The organism is Synergistes jonesii (assembly GCF_000712295.1).
Taxonomy (GTDB): Bacteria; Synergistota; Synergistia; order Synergistales; family Synergistaceae; genus Synergistes; species Synergistes jonesii.
On record NZ_JMKI01000005.1, the window covers coordinates 1 to 17,290 of the forward strand.

Annotated in this window: 14 protein-coding genes, 1 tRNA gene and 1 rRNA gene; 5 read left to right on the forward strand and 11 right to left on the reverse strand. The window is 57.3% G+C overall.

Annotated elements, in window-relative coordinates; all coding sequences use genetic code 11:
• A 16S ribosomal RNA gene (locus EH55_RS01495) occupies positions 1-864 on the reverse strand; the annotation flags it as partial.
• Between the two features lie 431 nt (positions 865-1,295).
• Between EH55_RS01495 and EH55_RS01500 the strand changes: the two genes are divergently transcribed.
• Complete coding sequence (locus tag EH55_RS01500) at positions 1,296-1,985, forward strand: DUF554 domain-containing protein (RefSeq protein ID WP_037974368.1); 690 nt, start codon at positions 1,296-1,298, stop codon at positions 1,983-1,985.
• A gap of 210 nt (positions 1,986-2,195) precedes the next feature.
• Positions 2,196-4,235, forward strand: coding sequence for a M13-type metalloendopeptidase (locus tag EH55_RS01505; RefSeq protein WP_037974286.1), 2,040 nt, complete (start codon positions 2,196-2,198; stop codon positions 4,233-4,235).
• 76 nt (positions 4,236-4,311) lie between these two features.
• Here the strand turns inward: EH55_RS01505 and EH55_RS01510 are convergent, their stop codons facing one another.
• The 3 genes from EH55_RS01510 to EH55_RS01520 all read right to left on the reverse strand — a co-directional run bounded on the left by EH55_RS01510 (position 4,312) and on the right by EH55_RS01520 (position 8,366).
• Positions 4,312-5,874 carry an S-layer homology domain-containing protein gene (locus tag EH55_RS01510; RefSeq protein ID WP_037974287.1) on the reverse strand — a complete coding sequence of 521 codons (1,563 nt, stop codon included), beginning with the start codon at positions 5,872-5,874 and terminating at the stop codon, positions 4,312-4,314.
• A 658-nt stretch (positions 5,875-6,532) separates the two neighbouring features.
• On the reverse strand, positions 6,533-6,958 hold the full coding sequence (locus tag EH55_RS01515; RefSeq protein ID WP_037974288.1) for a hypothetical protein: 426 nt from the start codon (positions 6,956-6,958) through the stop codon (positions 6,533-6,535).
• 139 nt (positions 6,959-7,097) lie between these two features.
• A complete protein-coding gene (locus EH55_RS01520) occupies positions 7,098-8,366 on the reverse strand; it encodes a 4Fe-4S dicluster domain-containing protein (RefSeq protein ID WP_037974289.1) in 1,269 nt (422 codons plus the stop codon).
• A gap of 117 nt (positions 8,367-8,483) precedes the next feature.
• Between EH55_RS01520 and EH55_RS01525 the strand changes: the two genes are divergently transcribed.
• The gene (locus EH55_RS01525) at positions 8,484-9,344 is read left to right on the forward strand and encodes a bifunctional 5,10-methylenetetrahydrofolate dehydrogenase/5,10-methenyltetrahydrofolate cyclohydrolase (RefSeq protein ID WP_037974290.1); all 861 of its coding nucleotides are present in this window, start codon (positions 8,484-8,486) and stop codon (positions 9,342-9,344) included.
• Between the two features lie 142 nt (positions 9,345-9,486).
• Here the strand turns inward: EH55_RS01525 and rplA are convergent, their stop codons facing one another.
• The 7 genes from rplA to tuf all read right to left on the reverse strand — a co-directional run bounded on the left by rplA (position 9,487) and on the right by tuf (position 13,184).
• A complete protein-coding gene (gene rplA / locus EH55_RS01530) occupies positions 9,487-10,197 on the reverse strand; it encodes a 50S ribosomal protein L1 (protein ID WP_037974291.1) in 711 nt (236 codons plus the stop codon).
• Between the two features lie 79 nt (positions 10,198-10,276).
• Positions 10,277-10,702: a 50S ribosomal protein L11 gene (gene rplK, locus EH55_RS01535; RefSeq protein ID WP_037974292.1), complete on the reverse strand. Its 426-nt coding sequence runs from the start codon at positions 10,700-10,702 to the stop codon at positions 10,277-10,279.
• 95 nt (positions 10,703-10,797) lie between these two features.
• Positions 10,798-11,349: a transcription termination/antitermination protein NusG gene (gene nusG, locus EH55_RS01540; protein WP_037974293.1), complete on the reverse strand. Its 552-nt coding sequence runs from the start codon at positions 11,347-11,349 to the stop codon at positions 10,798-10,800.
• Between the two features lie 75 nt (positions 11,350-11,424).
• Positions 11,425-11,607: a preprotein translocase subunit SecE gene (gene secE, locus EH55_RS01545; RefSeq protein WP_037974294.1), complete on the reverse strand. Its 183-nt coding sequence runs from the start codon at positions 11,605-11,607 to the stop codon at positions 11,425-11,427.
• Positions 11,608-11,682: 75 nt separating this feature from the next.
• Positions 11,683-11,760 (reverse strand) — tRNA-Trp (locus EH55_RS01550).
• Positions 11,761-11,781: 21 nt separating this feature from the next.
• Positions 11,782-11,931 carry a 50S ribosomal protein L33 gene (gene rpmG, locus EH55_RS01555; protein WP_037974295.1) on the reverse strand — a complete coding sequence of 50 codons (150 nt, stop codon included), beginning with the start codon at positions 11,929-11,931 and terminating at the stop codon, positions 11,782-11,784.
• A gap of 62 nt (positions 11,932-11,993) precedes the next feature.
• Complete coding sequence (gene tuf, locus EH55_RS01560) at positions 11,994-13,184, reverse strand: elongation factor Tu (protein WP_037974296.1); 1,191 nt, start codon at positions 13,182-13,184, stop codon at positions 11,994-11,996.
• A 419-nt stretch (positions 13,185-13,603) separates the two neighbouring features.
• On the opposite strand from tuf, the gene EH55_RS01565 reads away from it, so the two are divergent.
• Both EH55_RS01565 and EH55_RS01570 read left to right on the forward strand, forming a co-directional pair.
• Positions 13,604-14,092 (forward strand): methylated-DNA--[protein]-cysteine S-methyltransferase, encoded by a 489-nt coding sequence (locus EH55_RS01565; protein WP_037974297.1) that lies wholly within the window; start codon positions 13,604-13,606, stop codon positions 14,090-14,092.
• Between the two features lie 305 nt (positions 14,093-14,397).
• Entirely contained in the window at positions 14,398-17,280 is a 2,883-nt protein-coding gene (locus EH55_RS01570; protein ID WP_160170715.1) for a two-component regulator propeller domain-containing protein, read from the forward strand.
• The last annotated feature ends 10 nt before the right edge of the window (positions 17,281-17,290 follow it).

The following is a 17,290-nucleotide window of genomic DNA, read 5'->3' on the forward strand; positions in this document are numbered from 1 at the left end:
TGCGACCGTAGTCCCCAGGCGGGACACTTATCGCGTAGCTGCGGCACGGAGTACTGCTTACCCCACACCCAGTGTCCATCGTTTACGGCCAGGACTACCGGGGTATCTAATCCCGTTCGCTGCCCTGGCTTTCGCACATGAGCGTCAGTCTTGTGCCAGGAAGCCGCCTTCGCCACCGGTGTTCCTCCCGATATCTACGCATTTCACCGCTACACCGGGAATTCCGCTTCCCTCTCACATACTCTAGATTATCAGTTTCAACTGTGATGCAAAGGTTGAGCCTCTGCCTTTTACAGCCGACTTGATTATCAGCCTGCGTGCGCTTCACGCCCAGTAATTCCGGACAACGCTTGCCACCTACGTATTACCGCGGCTGCTGGCACGTAGTTTGCCGTGGCTTTCTCTTGCGGTACCGTCACTCGCTTCTTCCCGCAAAACAGGGCTTTACATCCCGAAGGATTTCTTCACCCACGCGGCGTCGCTGGGTCAGGGTTTCCCCCATTGCCCAATATTCCCCACTGCTGCCTCCCGTAGGAGTCTGGACCGTCTCTCAGTTCCAATGTGGCCGGTCAACCTCTCAGTCCGGCTATCCGTCTTCGCCTTGGAGGGCCTTTACCCCTCCAACTAGCTGATGGAACGCGAGTCTCTCTGTTACCGGATCGCTCCTTTTACCTCTCGGCTTATGGGGTATTAGCTGACGTTTCCATCCGTTGTCCCCCTGTAACTGACAAGTCCTCACGCGTTACTCACCCGTCCGCCACTAAAATCATGTCTAAGCAAGCTTCTACATGATCCCCGTTCGACTTGCATGTGTTAGGCGCGCCGCCAGCGTTCGTCCTGAGCCAGGATCAAACTCTCCGTTTGATGCTGACGCGCTGCTCGACTGGTCTCCCTCTCCCGGCTTGACCGGGCACAGGGCTCCTTTTCTCTCAGGCCCGCTACCTTAGCGCTACCGCCTCTCGGCTTTCTGCTCTAAGGACGCTTCTACTTTGCTTTCCTTATCCCTTTGTCATGGTGCCTGTCGCGCCGCCGGGTTTCGCTAAAAGGCGTCCCGGCCGAGGCGCAACAGGTGGAAGTATATTACCCTTCCGCCTTTACGTCAAGGCCTTTTTTTCAGGACACACGGATTAGTGAAGACTGCCTTTCGATGACCTTTCGCCGTAAATCTCAATTTTTTCACATTAAAAATTCTTAAAATACAATTTAAAAAGCGCCGCCATGACTCGGCCGCTAATCGAGCGCTGCCGTTTACTGTATAATATGCAGGATGAAGGCGGGGGTTTTTTTTGGAATTTATGAGCTTTATACCACTCTTCGGCACTCTTGCGAATGCGCTGCTGATCGCAGCGGGCTCCACCGCTGGGCTGCTGCTCCGCAAAAATCTGCCTGCCAAAGCCGCCGAACTGCCAACGCAGGGTATGGCCCTTTTCGTAATAACGCTCGGCGTAGGCATGGCGATAAAGACACAGAATCCTATCGTAGCGGTAGCAAGCATCGCCGGAGGTTCGCTGATCGGCGAGCTGCTGGGGCTGGAAGCGGCCTTTGAATCGGCGAGCCGGAGGCTTGAGAAAAAATTCGCCTCGGGCGGCGGCTTCTTATCGGGATTCATAACGGCAAGCCTCGTCTACTGCACGGGGTCGATGGCCGTGCTCGGCTCCTTCGAAGAGGGGCTGGGCGGTTACCCGTCGCTGCTGATCACGAAGGGACTCATCGACGGCATGATGTCTGTTGCGATGGCCGCGTCGCTCGGCTTCGGCGTGATACTGTCGAGCATTCCGGTATTCATCTATCAGGGGGCGCTGACGATTGCGGCGGGATGGCTCCAGCCTTTCATGTCAGAAGCGGCGGTGACCGAGATGAGCGCGGCGGGCGGGCTTATGTTGATGGCCATCGGCTTAAATCTCCTCGGGCTGATGAAGATACGCGTCATGAATATGCTGCCCGGCTTCGTACTGGCGGTCCTTCTCGTAAAGCTCTTCCCGTAGAGACTGTGGAGCAGATTTTTTAAAAATATAACGGGAGCCGCCCGGCTGGACGCGACTCATATGACTTAATTTAACTTTGCGCCGCCTACGCGGCGGCTAAAAGAGAGCGGCTCTCTCAGGACCTGCTCCGTTATGCTACAATATCCGCGTTCCGACGCGCTTCCGTGCCGCGGAGTGGACGCCGGAGGCATCGTAGATGGAGGTATGCAAATGACGTTATCTTTGACTGGCGCGTTAAAAGGCGCGGCGCTGCTCGTTGCGGCGCTCTTCTGCCTTGCGGAGGGCGGCTTTGCCGAAGCGTCGTGGGTAAATTCCGACATAACGGCGGCGGGCGAGGCTTCCGACAAGCCCTCGCCGCGCGACGACTTTCACCGCGCGGTGAATTATGAATGGCTTTCGACAGCTAAGTTCAAGAGCGGCGAATCGCGAGTCAACTCCTTTTCCGAAAGGGACGACGAGGTCGAGGAGCAGATAAAGGGGCTGCTGACGGACGGCTCCCTTAAAGGGCACGAGGCGGAGCTGACGCAAAAATTCCACCGCATGCTGCTGGACTGGAACGATAGAGACCGCCTGGGCGTAGAGCCGGTGATGCCTTATATCAGACGCATCGAGGCGATCAAAAGCATCGAGGATCTAACGGCCTACCTGACGGACGCGAAAGATCCGCATTTCGGCTCGCTGCTCATGGGCGTCGGCACGACGGCCGACAGCCGCGACGCGACGAACGAGACGGTCGCGATATGGCCCTCCGGCCTGCTGCTCGCCGACGCTGACGAATACAGGGCCGCCGAGCTCAGCGCCTCCGCAAAGCGCCGCAAGGCCGCGAACGACGCCTATATAATGAAGCTGCTGCAAAAGGCCGGATACGGCAGGGAGCGCGCCCGTGCGATGAACGACGGGCTCTTCCGCATCGAGAGGAAGCTCGCAGCCAAGTCCATGGGGCTGAAGGCGCTGCGCATGCCGGCGGCGCGTAGGTCGTGCTACAACGTGCGCACGAAGAAAGAGCTCGCCGCGGCCTCTAAGAGATTTCCGCTGGCCGCGATCGTCGACTCCGAGGGCTACGGCGAAAGCCGCGAATTCGTGCTGCGCGAACCGGAATGGCTGAAAAATATCAACGAGGTCTACGCGCCGGAAAATCTTGAAGACATCAAAAGCCTGCTCGTCGTCAAGACGCTGCTCTCCACGGCCAATCTGCTCGACCGCGAGGCGCGCGGCTGGGCCGTCGAGCGCGTCAACTCCGTGATGGGCAGCAGCGGCGAGATACCCAACGACCAGTACGCCTATGAAATGGTATCGGCGTATCTTGACGAACCGCTTGGAAGGGTCTACGCCGAAAAATACGCCGACCCAACGGTCAAGGCGCGGGTCGAGGAGCTCATCTCTAAAGTCACCGACTATTACAGGGAAATGCTCTCGAAAGAAGAGTGGCTGACGAAAAAGACGCGCGAAAAAGCCATAGCCAAGCTCGACGCGTTGACCGTGCGCGCGGCGTACCCCGAAAAGTGGGAGGACTTCTCGGAGCTCGATTTCAAAGATAACGCCGCCGGCGGCAACCTCGTCGAAGCGGCCGCTGCGATAGGTAAATTTGAAAGAAAGCGCGACGCCAAGCTCGTGAACTCCAAGGTCGACAAGAGCAAATGGATAGCCGTGCCGCAGACGGTCAACGCCTACTACTCGCCGGCGGACAACTCAATCAACATTCCGGCCGGCATACTGGGCGGCGTCTTCTATCCGCGCGGCGGAGGAGCCGAGGGGCTGCTCGGCGGCATCGGCATGGTGATAGGGCACGAAATAACCCACGCCTTCGACACGAACGGCTCGCAGTACGATGAAAACGGTAACCTGTCGAACTGGTGGACGAAAAAAGACAAAAAAGAATTCGACGCGCGCGCTAAGGCGATAAGCGACTACTTCAGCACGCTCGACGCGGCGCCCGGCGTAAAGACCGACGGCGAGCTCGTGCTCAGCGAAGCGATAGCCGACTTGGGCGGCCTCAGCTGCATGGCTGCGATAGCGCGCGAAAGCGCAGGCTTCGACTTCGCGAAATTCTTCGAAGCCTACGCGAAGGTATGGCGCAGCCGCGCGACAAAAGAATCCGAGGAGTACAGGATAAAGGAGGACGTACATCCTCTGCCCTTCCTGCGCACCAACGCGAACGTACAGCAGCTCCAAGAATTCTACGACGCTTTCGGAGTGGAGCCAGGCGACGGCATGTACCTCGCACCGGAAAAGAGGATAACGCTCTGGTAATGAAGAGAATCTTTTTACAAAAAGCAGGAGCCCTCCGGGCCCCTGCTTTTGTGTTATCGAGCGTTCAGTTAGAAGTTTAGAAGTTGACGGAGGTGCTGAAGCGGACGACGTGGTCTTTCCCGACTTCGCCGCCCTGGTTGCCGGTGATGCTGTCGCCGTGGTCGACCTGGTCATAGGCGAGTTCGAAGTAGATGGCCGGCGTGTACTGATAGCCGATGCCGACGCCCCACTCGGTCGCGTCGTCAAGGTTGACGGTATCGTAGTCGACCGTAGCGAAGCGCGCGAAGGAGCTCCACTTGTCGTTCCACTGCTGCTCGGCCTTGACGAACCAGTACTTCGACGTGCCGAAAGGATCCGCCACGCCCATGTTCAAGCCTACGAAGTCGTAGGCGCCGCCTCCGATGGCGTAGCGGTCGGTGTATCCGAAGAAGGTGTTGTCCTGCTGCGAATATTCGATCCACAGGCTGGTGAACTTGAGGAGGTCCTGGTCGATGCTCAGGATGGCCTTCCAGGCGTTCGGGCTGTCTTCGACCGCGAAGGCGGGAAGCCCCTGCGGCGTTACGACGTCGTCGCCGTAATTCTGCCAGTAGTAGATTCCTTTAAGCTCGACGGCGGGGGTGAACTTGTAGCCCATGTAAGCGGCGTATGTGGCCGTGGCAAGGTCGAGGGTGTCGATCCCGGTCGAGTCGTCGTCAAACCAGTAGCCGGTGCCGCCGAGGAAGAACTTCTCGTTCGGGGTCCAGTTCAGGTCGAGGATATAGGCCATGAAGGCGCTGTCTAAGTCGAGGCCCCACGCATCAGCGGTGGCGTCGTATAGGCCATAGTTGTCGTTGCGACCGACGATCGCAGTGGCCCTAAAGGCGTTCCACTGTTTGCTGAGCTGGAAACCGTCGATGCGGAAGTCGCCGAATATGGCGTCGTTGTCAGTGTAGAGCCCATTCTCGTCTTCAAAGTCGACGGTGAAGCGGCCGACGCGGAGTCCGATGTCGTAGGGCAGCTTCGTATCGACGAACAGCTGCGCCCAGCTCATGTTTTGAAGGTCGCCGCGACCGCCGCGGCCGGCGGGAGCGCCCGAGCCGTCAGCACCGGTACGGTATTCGGCGTAGAAGTAGGTGTCTTCGTTGATCTGCTTGGTCAGATAGAGGCGGAACTGCTCCTTCTCAAAGTCGTTCTTCCTGCCGTTCTCGGTGAAGAGATAGTTGCCGCTGTCGGTGTCGCCCGAGAATTTCGCCTCGAAGAGGAAGGTGCCGCGGATCTTCCATCCGCCGACGCCGTCTTCCAGCACCGCGACCCTCTTGTCGAGCTGATCGACTTTGACGCCGAGAGCGTCAAGCTCGTCCTTGAACTCCATGACGAGCTTCTTGAGAAGCTCGAGGTCCTGCTTGCTCGCCTTGTCGGCGTCCACCGCGACGAGCGCGCGCGCCACTATCGACGCCATTTCGTAGCGGGTGGCGGGCTGTGCGCCCTTGAACGAGCCGTCTGGATAGCCCGATACTATGCCGCGCGACGCAAGAAGCCCCACCGCGTCATAGGCCCAGTGCCCCTGCGGCACGTCCATGAACGGATTCGACGCCGCCATCGCGGGAGCTGCGGCCGCAGCGAGCGCAAGCGCCGCTATAACTGCAAGAAATTTCTTCATAGATATCCAACTCCTTCTGCTTTTTGTTTATCTATCCCGCGAAAGGACCCGCTTCGCATTCGGCGCTGACCCGCCAAGTGACCGAAGTTGCCTCGGCGCTTCCCGCCGCTTCTCCAAGCGTCCTCTCGCCTTAAAATCCTCCCGGGCCGCGTCGATTCGTTTCGCTTCCTCCTCTCTGCCGCGGTCGGGCGGAAGTCCAAGCATATATACACGTGCTGCTGAAATCATCATTGCTTCCCACTGGCGCGTGACGCCGCATCGCGCAAAAATAATGCAACACATCGCGCATACATAATACATAAATGCATGCCGGCACACCGAACCCTATAAATTTTTTACTCTCCCGCACACTGTAGGGATATGTTAGCATTGCCTAACTTAATTGTCAATCGTTTTTCATAAAGCTTTAAACTTTAAACTGCAAAAAGCGCATCTAAAACCCCAGGTAAAAAAAGAGCGCCGAGCAGGTACCATTTGTAAAAACAGCGCTAAGCTTTAGTCAGCAGAACACAAGTCATCACCTGAGAGTTGAGAGCAGATCATCTCATACCGACTACCCAAAATCAGGGTCGAGACGAAAAAGATGCGGGACGCCGTCCCCTTCGTCGGCCTTCATCCCGATACTGATTCCCCCGGGTCATCAATAGCTCCATAGGAGTCAGAAAGAAGAAGGGCTGTAAGGACTCCGACCATCTCCTGTATCCTGTAAGAGCGGCCATGCGTTCTGGCGGAACGTGTCGGCGCTGCCGCTGTCGTCGCGCACCTCGACCAAGCGGCTGCGGCCTGTAGAGATGAGTAACTGCCGCCCAAAGACGCTGCGCTTTTTGTTCTGCACGACCGTGGAGCGGCTCGGCGGCTCGTGCCCATGCGCGGCGGATTTATCTGCGCGTGAAGGGAGGATTTGGAGGGAGGCGGCTTTTAGGCGCATACGGGAAACTGGAGCAGTTGAGTTTTTCTCTGGAGTGGGACAGTAATTGCCTCGATCATAAATAGAGGAGAGTGTAAACGACAAGTCCGCATAGACGCGGAGCGCTTTCTTTTCGACGGCGGCGGCGATGTAAAGAAGCTGTTTTTTGTTTCGCATCCCACCTTGCCATCGAACCTGACTTTCTTCTTTTCTCTCAAGGGGATCGATAAGAAAGCCGGCTAAAAATAACGCGGCGCCTCGGCGGGCCGCTTATTTGAAATCCGCCGGGCTTCACCGAAGTATCCCGTTTTGAATTTTAATCTCCGGCCGCCTTTGAGATCAGCCTCTCAAGATAGCGCGACTTGAGCTGAGCCTGCGCGAAGGAGCGCTGCACGCCCGGCAGCTTCAGTATCGCGCCCAAGACGCCTCCGAGCAGCCTGTGGCTGTAGAGGACCCTGTTGTCGAAGATAAGCTCCTGCAACTTGCCGCGCTCAGTCGCCATCGCGACGACCCTGTGAGTCGTGTCGAGCGGCGTGATCATCCGCTTCGGGCGCGGCAGCAGACGCAGGGCCTTCTTCGGGCAGCGCCTCACGCAGACGCCGCAGCCGATGCAGCGCTCGGGCACGACGCGCGCTTTCTTTTTGCCGTTCTCTTCCGTCATCTCTATCGCGCTTACCGGACATATCTTTTGGCACTTGCCGCAGCCGATGCAGGTTGCGCTATCTATCTCGGAGATGAAGTTAGAGCAGATCGTCTGCGCAACGCCGAAGCGCTTTATCGCGAGCAGCGCCTCGCAGCAGCAGGAGCAGCAGTTGCAGATGAAGTTAACGCGGCGGCGCACGTTTTCGCCGAACTGCACGAGGTCGTGCTCGTAGGCCTGGGCGAGCAGTTCGCGGCATTCGGAGGCCTCCACGCTGCGCGCATGCCCGTACTTTATCAGGGTCGCCGCCGTGCTGTTGAAAGTCATGCAGATGTCCATCGGGGCGTCGCAGGCTGCGCCCATGTGCTGCGCTTTGTGGCGGCAGTAACACATGCTCACGCCGATGTGCGAAGCCGTCTCTATGACGTTCGTCGCGCGCTCGTAGTCGAGGACGTGCAGCGCGTATTCGTCGGGAATCTGCGGCTCCTGCGGGAATATCCTCCCCATCTGTATATCGCCGCCGCACACGAGGTCGCGCATGAAGTCCTCCTCGACCGTTATGTACTGGTAGAAGAGCTCGGAGAGCGTCTTCTGGTCTATGTCGCGGCGGACGCGCATCAGCGAGAATTCGAAGAAGCCGGCCATAGGCGGCGGCACGGCGTAGAGCTGCCCGCCCTCCTGCTCTATGTCGACGAGCAGCGCGCGCGACGCGAGCTCGTCGAGATTTTTCTGCGCCTCGGCCTCGCCTGTCCCCCATATCTCCGCGGCGCTGCGGACGCCGAAGGGCTTTATCGGAAGCTGGGCCATCAGCCCCGCCTCCTTTTCCGTCATCAGATTTTTCAGTATATCGTAGAGCAGCTTCGACTCCGGCGCTCCCTGCGGGAAACGGTTGAGTCTCTCGACGAGGCGCGAATACGGAGAGCCGTGCATGTGATTGTGTGCCATAAAATTTCCTCCGCTGCGGATGTATCCTCATGCAATTATACAATCTGTCCTGCGCGGCCGCCAGTGTGATACAATAGCGAAGCGTCGACTTTTATCCTGACGAAAAGATGTGAGGTCATGACGAGGATTTTAAAGGGAAAACCCGTGATAGATTCGCTGAATACGCATCTCAAGAGCGAGAGCGAAGGGCTGCGCTCCCGCGGCCTTGTGCCGGTCCTCGCAATAGTGCGCGTGGGAGAGAACGCCGACGACGTCACTTACGAAAGAAGCGCCGAAAAATGCTGCGCCGCCGCCGGCGTCGAGGTAAAAAAATATCTTTTCGCCGCCGACGTCCGCGAAGAGGAGATATTGTCCGCGGTACGCGCTATAAGCGTCGATAAAAATATCCACGGCGCGCTGATACTGCGCCCCCTGCCGCCGCACATCGACGACCGGGCGCTCTGCCGCGCTCTTGCGCCGGAGAAGGACGTCGACGGCATAACGGAGTATTCGATGGCCGGCGTCTATTCCGACAAGCGCGTCGGCTTCTCGCCCTGCACCGCCGAAGCGTGCATCGACATGCTGAAGCATTATAATATTGAAATAGCCGGTAGGCGCGCTGTAGTCGTGGGACGAAGCTTCGTCGTCGGCAAGCCGGCCGCGATGATGCTCCTGCGCGAGAACGCGACGGTGACGATATGCCACACTAAGACGAAGGAGCTCGCCGCGCTCTGCCGCGAGGCGGAGATACTCGTCGTCGCGACCGGGCACGCGAAGCTGATAACGGAGGGCTTCTTTTCTCCGAGGCAGACGATAATCGACGTCGGCATCAACGTCGACGAAGAGGGAAAGCTCTGCGGCGACGTCGACAGGGAAAAGGCCGAAGGCATAGTAAGCGCGATAGCGCCGGTGCCGGGCGGCATAGGGCGCGTTACTACCGCGGTGCTCGCGAAACACGTAATCGAGGCCTGCAAGAGGAGCGCCTTAAAAGAAACGTGATTAAAAATCCTATCTGCATAATTTTACACGAAGGCCCGGGCTTTTGCGAGCCCGGGCCTTGCTTTATCTGGAGCTTTTTAGAGGCGCCGATATCGGCTTGGCGCGGCGGCCCCGTAAATTTTAAAGCGTGCGCGGCGAAATTCTATTCGGCCGCGGCGTCTTTCTGCGCCGAGACAGGGTCGACCATTATGCCGACGCCCATCGTCGCCGCGATCGTTATGCTCTTGACGTATGTGCCCTTTACCGCTGCCGGGCGAGCTTTGAGTATCGCGCGGAGAAGGGCCTTGACGTTGCCGAGGAGGTTCTCGACGGGGAATGAGGCTTTTCCGACCGCGTTGTGCGTGATAGCGGTTTTGTCGACGCGAAACTCTACGCGGCCGGCTTTGATTTCTTTGACGGCGCCGGCAACATCGAATGTGACGGTATTCGTCTTGGCGCTCGGCATGAGGCCGCGCGGCCCGAGGACTTTGCCGAGACGTCCTGCCGCCTTCATGATATCCGGTGTGGCGATTACCGCATCAAAATCAAGTCTGCCGTTCTGGATCTCAGCTACCAAATCTTCGCCGCCGACGATGTCCGCGCCAGCATCCTGAGCTTCCTTCTGCTTCTCGCCGAGTGCAAGGACCGCTACCTTCTTCGTGTGGCCGGTGCCGAAGGGAAGGACTATTGTGCTGCGAACCTGCTGGTCTGCATGACGGGGATCAACGCCCAGACGAACATGGAGCTCGAGGCTTTCGTCGAATTTAGCCGTCGCGCATTCCTTCGCGAGGGCGATAGCCTCTGAGAGCGTATATTGCTTCGTGAGATCTACTTTTTCGAGTAACGCCTTATAACGCTTGCTTTTTTTTGACATTTATTTTTCCTCCTTGTGGTAATGGCGGATGCCCTGCGGGCTCCTCCCACTCCCGCCGGTCGGCGGGGACTAATCGAAATCAGCGGACTATTTCGATTCCCATCGAGCGCGCCGTGCCTTCGATCATCTTCATTGCCGTTTCGATGTCGTTGGCGTTGAGGTCGGGCATCTTGAGAGCTGCGATGTCCTGCACCTGTTTTTTCGTCAGCTTGCCGACCTTCTCCTTGTTCGGGACCGCCGAGCCCTTATCTTTGCCCGAAGCCTTTTTGATAAGTACGCTCGCCGGCGGCGTCTTCAGTACGAAGGTGAAGCTGCGGTCGGCGTAAACGGTGATGATGACCGGGATTATCATGCCGACCTGATCTGCCGTCTTGGCGTTGAACGCCTTGACGAACTCCATAATGTTGATTCCGCGCTGGCCGAGCGCCGGTCCTACTGGCGGCGCCGGCGTGGCCTTTCCTGCGGGGAGCTGAAGTTTAAGCTCCCCAACTACCTTCTTAGCCATTTCTAATGTTTCCTCCTTAGGTCAAGCCCCCCGCCGCAAGGCAAAGGGCGCTGCTTACTTTTCATGGTACGCGGGACGCGAGGCGATATGGCGCGCTAAACCCTTTCCAGGTCGCTGTAGTCCGCCTCCACGTCCGTTTCTCTGCCGAAGAAAGTGACCCTGACCTTTATCCTTGCCTTATCGGCGTCTATCGCTACGACGGGGCCGCTCTGCCCTTCGAAGGGGCCGGATTTCATCTGCACTATCTCTCCGACGTTGAAATCCACTTCCACCTTCGGCTTCGCTTCTTTGCAGAGCTTCCGCATGATGTCTTCGACTTCCTTCGGAGAAAGGGGGATCGGATGGTTTCCGGAGCCGACGAAGCCGGTCACTCCCGGCGTGTGGCGGACTGCATACCAGGAATCTTCTTCAAGTATCATCTCGACAAGGACATAGCATGGAAAGAGCTTTTTCTTGACATGCTTGGTTTTTCCGTCTTTCTTTTTCTCGGTGTCTTCTTCGGGCACGAGAACGCGGAAGATTTTATCCTCCATACGCATAGTCGCGATACGTTGGTCGAGGTTCGCCTTGACCTTTTTTTCGTACCCCGAATACGTCTGTACTATATACCAGCGGCGTTCTTGTGTGTTTCCAAATAAATCGCTCATGCTAAAAGAGGACGATAAGCCCTCTCCACCTCCAGGTTACCGTCGAGATACAGCCTGCTGCCAGTCATCCGCGCGCTACCCGATAATCCTCGAAAAGACTCCGGTCAGTATCAAATCTACCAGTCCGAGATAAGCCGCCGAAATCGCCGTGACCACTATGACTATTACGGTCGAGTACCACAGCTGCTGCTTTGTGGGCCACGTGACTTTCCTGAGTTCGGCTCTTGACTCTCGGATGTAGTCGAGGACTTTATCCATAACCCCGACCTCCTCATTCATCGACTTTTGTATAAAATAACTCTGCTGCCTCCAGGCCGTTTTTGAAGAAAAAAATGGCAGGCCTGGAAGGATTCGAACCCTCAACCCCCGCATTTGGAGTGCGGTGCTCTAACCAGTTCGAGCTACAGACCTGCAAGCAAGGGGTATTTTACACTATTTGCATTCTTTGTGCAAGGTTCGCTTATCACAGAATTTGCAGTATTTTTTCTTTTCCAGCTTTTTTGTCGCCTTTTTTTTGTTGACGAGCGTCACATAATTGCGGCGCTTGCACTCGGTGCACTGAAGACCGACGATATCAGCCATTGTTACTCACTCCAAACAAATCAAGTCAAGGGCGGCGGTCCTGCCGCCCGCATATCAGCCGGTTATTCGATGATCTGAGTGACGACGCCGGCTCCCACCGTGCGGCCGCCTTCTCGGACCGCGAAGCGAAGGCCTTCCTGCATCGCTATCGGCGCTATCAGCGTCACTTCGAATGTGCTGTTGTCTCCAGGCATTACCATCTCTACGCCTTCCGCAAGTTTGATCTCTCCCGTGATGTCTGTCGTGCGGAAGTAGAACTGCGGCTTGTAGCCGCTGAAGAACGGCGTATGGCGTCCGCCCTCTTCTTTCTTGAGCACGTATACTTCTCCTTTGAAGTGCGTGTGCGGATGGATGCTTCCCGGCTTCGCAAGTACCTGGCCGCGCTCGACGTCTTCTTTGCCTATGCCGCGCAAAAGGATGCCTACGTTGTCTCCCGCTTCCGCGTCGTCGAGGATTTTACGGAACATCTCAAGGCTCGTCGCAACTGTCTTGCGCGTGTCTTTTATTCCTACTATCTCTACTTCGTCTCCGGGCTTGATTATTCCTTTTTCTACTCTGCCCGTCACCACTGTGCCGCGACCAGTGATCGTGAAGACGTCTTCTATCGGCATCAGGAAGGGGAAGTTGACTTCGCGCTCCGGCGCCGGTATGTAGTCGTCGCACGCCTTCATCAGTTCCATTATCTTTTCCGTCCACTCGTTGTCTTCTTCCGATTCCAACGCTTTCAGCGCGCTGCCGCGGATTATCGGGATGTCGTCTCCAGGGAATTCGTATTTGTTCAATAGGTCCCTTATCTCCATCTCAACAAGGTCGAGAAGTTCCGGGTCGTCTACCATGTCGCATTTGTTCATGAATACTACCAGCGCCGGAACGTTGACCTGACGCGCCAAAAGTACGTGCTCGCGCGTCTGCGCCATCGGACCGTCCGTCGCCGCTACCAGCAGGATCGCTCCGTCCATCTGAGCCGCTCCCGTTATCATGTTTTTGATGTAGTCCGCGTGACCGGGGCAGTCGATGTGTGCGTAGTGGCGCTTCTCCGTCTCGTATTCGACGTGGGAGATGTTGATCGTTATGCCGCGCTCTCTCTCTTCCGGCGCCTTGTCTATCATTTCGAACGGCGTGAAGTCCGCCCCTCCATGACGCGCCAGCGTCTTCGTGATGGCCGCCGTCAGCGTCGTCTTGCCGTGGTCTATGTGACCTATCGTACCTATGTTCAGATGCGGCTTGCTGCGTACGTATTTCTCTTTTGCCATACTAAAAATCCTCCTTAGTATTTGGTTCTACGGTACTTATGCCCCTCCGGGGCTCGTATTCTTTTCTTTCGGCACATCAAAAAAGACCCGGGAAAAGAGCCGGATCTCTTTACAGATATGTAAAAGGATTATATCGTACAATTTTTTGAATTGCAATATTTCGCGACGATTCGTGACAAAAATTTTCGCGGGGCTATGCGAGCATGGCGCGACGACGCCCCGCGAGATCGCGAAATCTCGCCTTACGCCCGCGCCATAAAAAAGCCCCGTCCGCGCGGACCTTAGGCGCGCGGAAAACTCCGGCGGAAGACGCCCGCGCCCCGTTTTTTGCGGCTTGATTTTTACTTCGATGCGCTCTTCGCAAAAACATATATTTTGCTGTAGTATAGGAGCGATGAAAATCGAAAGAGGTGATAGGCGTGAAGCATTATGCCGAATACTATTTTGACGGCGTCGGCAGGCTGACGCTCGGGGAAGAGGATGGCAGCCTGACCGACCTGCACTTTGAAAAAAGCTCCGCGCGGGCGCGCGGAGAGTTCGCTATTAAGGAGACGGAGCTGCTCGCCGAAGCGCGCAGAGAGCTTGAAGAATATTTCCGCGGAGAGCGCAGGGCCTTCGATCTGCCGCTCGCGCCGCGAGGGACGCCGTTTCAGCTGCGCTGCTGGAGCGCGCTGCTCAGGATCCCTTACGGCGAGACGGCGGCTTACCGCGACATAGCGCTCGCTGTGGGGTCGCCGAAGGCTTTTCGCGCCGTGGGGATGGCGAACAACAGGAATCCTATCGCGATCATAATTCCCTGCCACAGAGTCGTAGGAGCGGACGGAAGTCTCGTCGGCTTCGGCGGCGGGCTCGAAGTAAAGGAATTTCTTCTCGGGCTCGAAGCGAAGTATCGCTGGGGTAGGCCTTAAAGCGCTTTCAACGCGGCGGCCGTAAAAGGCGCCAACTCTGAAACGCGCGGGATATTCAAAGCGTTTCCGCGCCGCGATAAAGCTTCGTAGCGAAGAGCGCCCGGCCTTCGCGACTTAATTTATTTTTCGTCAAACCGCCGCGTATAAAATGCCGCAAATACGCTAAATATAAATTCCGATATTATATAATATGGATGTAATCATCCTGTTTAAAGAAGAGGTATGCGATGCGGAAGTTTTGCCTGTGTTGCTTTCTTATATTGCTCCCGCTGCTGCTTATTCCATCGGCGGCGTTCCCAAATCATTTGTTCCTTTCCAGATACAGGCAGACTCTGCTGAATTTAGAGAGCGGTATGGGCGCGAACAACGCGGTCGACATATGCCAGACGGAGGACGGCTATATCTGGATAGCTTCGTACAGCGGACTGCTGCGATACGACGGCACGAGTTTCACACGCTTCAGCGACGGCACGAACGGCTATACTGCACAGAGCGCGAGGAGGCTCTTCATAGACAGATCGGGCAGGCTGTGGATCGGTACGAACGACAATGGGCTCTTCGTCATGGAAGGGAGCAGATTCCGTAGAATGACGGACTCCGCTCACGGCGCTTTCAACTCGGTGCGCGCGATCGCACAGGACCAAAAGGGCGATATCTACGTCGGGACCTCCGGCGGCATAGCCGTGGTCGTAAACGGCGGCCTCGAACGCGTCGCCCTCGGCGGGCACGACTCCGAATCGATTCTCGACATAGCCTGCGGCGCCGGGGGCTGCGTATGGGCGGCGACGCGCGGCGGCGACATACTGATACTTCGAGGCGGCAGGCTGAAAAAGGTCATCACGCCGAACGAGCTGGGCGGCTATAAGGCGCGCTGCCTTTTCTACCGCTCCCCGGGAAGGATGCTGGCAGGACTCTCCAGCGGCAACATCCTATCGATAAGGGATGAGGACGATCTCACCGATGCAAAATTCATCGCGACCCCGAAGTTCGAAAACGTCAACAGCCTCTACGAAGACGCCGAAGGCCGGCTGTGGGTCTGTTCCGACAGCGGCATCGCGTTCTTCGATAAAAATATGAGATTCAACCGCGTCAGCGGCGCTCTGTTGAGCGACTCGGTGGAAAATATTTTCCAGGATTACGAAGGACAGTTCTGGCTGGGGTCGTCGCGGCACGGGTTGCTCTATCTTTCGAAGAAAATTTTTATGGACGTAGGTTTCGCGCTGCTCATGCCGCGCAGCGTGGTCAACGCGGTGCTTCCCGTCGATGAAAAACTCTACATCGGCACCGACGACGGCCTCTTCATAGCCGACCCGAATTATAAGCTTGAAGAAAACCTTTTGACGGCCGCCCTCCGCGGAAAGCGCGTCAGAAACATCATGCGCGATTCCAACGGCAATATCTGGATAAGCACGAATTCGGAGCTCGGGCTCGTATGCCTTAAGAAAAGCGGCGGCACCGTCCGCCTCGGCAAGTACGCCGGCATGCCGAGCGAGAACGTGCGACTCACCGTGGAGCTGAAGAACGGAGACATCGCGGCCGGCACGAACGGCGGCGCCGCTATCATTCGCGGAGGGAATGTCGTGCGCAGCTACGGGGCGAAAGAGGGGCTCGCAAATCGGATGGTGCTGTCGATATGCGAGGACGCGAGGAACAATATCTACCTCGGCACGGACGGCGGAGGCATCTTCGTCATCGAGAACGACGTTATAAAGAGGAACATAACGAAGGGGAACGGCCTCGATTCGAACGTCATACTGCGAATGCTCTACGACGACGAAAACGGGGGCGTGTGGGTCAGCACCGGCAACAGAATCTACTTCCTCACGAAAGAGGGCTGGGTGCACAGCATCAACACGCCCGTGCCGATATCGAGCGGCGTGTACGATATAAAGTACTGCACCCACGGCAAGATAATGCTTATTTCCGACAGCGGCATCCACATCACAGACCGCGCCGAGCTGCTCAGCGGCGGCGCGACGAAGTGGAAATCCTTCGTCCGGCGCGACGGGCTCTCCGGCTCTGTAACGCCGAATTCGTGGAACAACTTCGACTCTCGCGGAAGATTTTACCTCTGCTGCACCGAAGGGCTTTATTCGATAAATCCCGACGCGGTCAGGATAAGCAACGCGCCTCCGAAGGTCGCGGTCAACAAGATAACGGTAGACGGCAAGGCCTATGAAAATCCGAAAACGCTCAGGCTCCCGAGCTCCGCGAAGAGGCTGACGATAGACCTGGCCGTGCTCAGCTACGCGAACCCGGATTACGACGTCGGAGAGTACATGCTCAAGGGCTTCGACGAAAATTCCAGCACGGCGGGAAGGCAAGAGCTGCGCAACGTCAGCTACACGAACCTCCCCGGCGGCAAATACACCTTCGTCTTCACCGCGAAGAACGCCGACGGCCTCGAATGCGACAAGCCCGTCAAGGTGGCGATCAGCAAACAGAAGACCCTATCCGAGGAGCCGCTCGCCATCCTCTACCTCCTTCTCCTGGGGCTCTTCCTCTTCTTCCTGCTCATGCAGCGCTTCTCCCGCGGGCGCTGGCGCGCGCTCAGGAGGCGCTACGACGAACTGCACGGCGCCACGGCCCAGGCCTTCACCGCCATAGCGGGCGCGGTAGACGCGAAAGACAGATATGCGCGCGGACACTCTTCGCGCGTCGCGGAGTATGCGGCCGCGCTCGGCAGGGCGCTCGGCCTCTCGGAGGAAGCCCTCGACAAGCTTTATTATGCGGCGCTGCTTCACGACGTAGGCAAGATGGGAATCCCGGACAGCATTTTGAACAAGCCGGGCAAACTTACGCCCGAAGAGTATAATGTGATGAAGTCGCATGCCGAAAGGGGCGGGATTATTTTGCGCGACGTCACTCTAATAGACGAAATCAAAAGCGGCGCGGCCTTTCATCACGAACGCTACGACGGCAAAGGCTACGGGCGCGGGCTAAAGGGAGAGGAGATTCCTTACGTGGCGCGCATCATATGCGTGGCGGACGCGCTCGACGCGATGGCTACGAAGCACGCCTACAGGGACGCTCAAGACCTTCCACACATTATATCCGAGATAGAAAGCAACGCCGGCTCCCAGTTCGACCCGGCGATAGCGGCCGTCGCGGCGAGACTGCTGAAGAGCGGAGAGCTGACGCTCTTCAGTGACTCCTATTCCGGCGAGCCCTCGCCCGGCGCCGTATAGCGGGATGGTG

Coding starts and splice junctions, on each gene's coding strand:
- EH55_RS01510 (WP_037974287.1), bottom strand. CDS start 5,874: ATGAAGAAATTTCTTGCAGTTATAGCGGCGCTTGCGCTCGCTGCGGCC.
- rplK (WP_037974292.1), bottom strand. CDS start 10,702: ATGGCTAAGAAGGTAGTTGGGGAGCTTAAACTTCAGCTCCCCGCAGGA.
- EH55_RS01500 (WP_037974368.1), top strand. CDS start 1,296: ATGAGCTTTATACCACTCTTCGGCACTCTTGCGAATGCGCTGCTGATC.
- secE (WP_037974294.1), bottom strand. CDS start 11,607: ATGGATAAAGTCCTCGACTACATCCGAGAGTCAAGAGCCGAACTCAGG.
- rplA (WP_037974291.1), bottom strand. CDS start 10,197: ATGTCAAAAAAAAGCAAGCGTTATAAGGCGTTACTCGAAAAAGTAGAT.
- EH55_RS01520 (WP_037974289.1), bottom strand. CDS start 8,366: ATGGCACACAATCACATGCACGGCTCTCCGTATTCGCGCCTCGTCGAG.
- EH55_RS01505 (WP_037974286.1), top strand. CDS start 2,196: ATGACGTTATCTTTGACTGGCGCGTTAAAAGGCGCGGCGCTGCTCGTT.
- tuf (WP_037974296.1), bottom strand. CDS start 13,184: ATGGCAAAAGAGAAATACGTACGCAGCAAGCCGCATCTGAACATAGGT.
- rpmG (WP_037974295.1), bottom strand. CDS start 11,931: ATGGCTGATATCGTCGGTCTTCAGTGCACCGAGTGCAAGCGCCGCAAT.
- nusG (WP_037974293.1), bottom strand. CDS start 11,349: ATGAGCGATTTATTTGGAAACACACAAGAACGCCGCTGGTATATAGTA.
- EH55_RS01515 (WP_037974288.1), bottom strand. CDS start 6,958: ATGCGAAACAAAAAACAGCTTCTTTACATCGCCGCCGCCGTCGAAAAG.
- EH55_RS01525 (WP_037974290.1), top strand. CDS start 8,484: ATGACGAGGATTTTAAAGGGAAAACCCGTGATAGATTCGCTGAATACG.